This is a genomic window from Alkalibacterium sp. s-m-28 (assembly GCF_054658175.1).
This window is the reverse complement of record NZ_BAAGIQ010000210.1, coordinates 1-981: the sequence shown is the minus strand read 5'-3', so window position 1 is coordinate 981 and position 981 is coordinate 1. Positions and strand designations below refer to the sequence as shown.

The window sequence follows — 981 nt, the reverse complement described above, 5'->3', positions numbered from 1 at the left end:
GCAGGGTCACCGGTATGATAGATTGTTTATTCTTTTCCAAATTGAAAAACCTCCTGTGTACTTATGATATCTTAAGTTTAACAGGAGGTCGCGAGGACTCGAAGGTACCTAGCTATTCATCGCTTACTTTCTTTCGACCTGCTACCATTATTTTTTGGTAAAAGTACTTGGAAAACAGACTGAGAAACAGAATCTCTTATTAAAGACTCTATAGAATCAAAGACACATAACATTGACTGCTTAGAAGCAACACTAACTGAAAAATATAGATCGCCTGACCAATCAGAAATAACTCCAGAAAATGGGCTGGTAATTACTTTGAGAACGCACCCATACTTCGAATTGCAATATTCTGAAAAGAAAAGTATTATAAAAATTCAACAAGATATTTTTAAAATCCGTAATTTACTATCAATAATATGTGGTGAAGCTCTAACAGTAAGTTATGCTTCTTACGAATCAAAAACTATCGATATTGGGGGAAATCCCATGCCCTTTTACGGACAGTTTTATTTTGATCAAACAGATGTTACTCGCCGAGCAAATCAAGTAACATCTGCACTTCATTAGAATTCATGGTAAAATAACCTCAGTTCCTGTTCTGTATTTTTGTTTTGGGGTGATTCAATTATACCATGCAACAGGACGAAATTAGTCCACAGATTTACGCTGTGGATAGTTTAAAAGCCCGAGGCTCCCATGTTTTCCACATGTGAATACCTCGGGCTTTTGTTATTATCTATGAAACCGTAAAATTTTGGGTAAATTCAAAGAATGATAATATTAAACCAGCCTTCGTCCACTAAAAGTATTCTCATGATTTATTCTAGTTAAATAAAAGTATTCAGACAGTATGTAAAGAACAGTTATAAAATGTAGGAAAATGACAATGTAAAATTGTTGGTTTTCCTACATTTTTTATATACTCTTCTTATCCCCTATAGAATTGGAGTGGAATAGGAATGAGAAGAGATATCAGAG

1 protein-coding gene is annotated in these 981 nt (G+C 34.1%); it reads left to right on the top strand.

Features of this window, described 5'->3' with window-relative positions:
* Nucleotides 1-198: 198 nt before the first annotated feature.
* Nucleotides 199-570: an ApeA N-terminal domain 1-containing protein gene (locus ACYQ4S_RS11975; protein WP_459771376.1), complete on the top strand. Its 372-nt coding sequence runs from the start codon at nt 199-201 to the stop codon at nt 568-570.
* Nucleotides 571-981 lie beyond the last annotated feature (411 nt).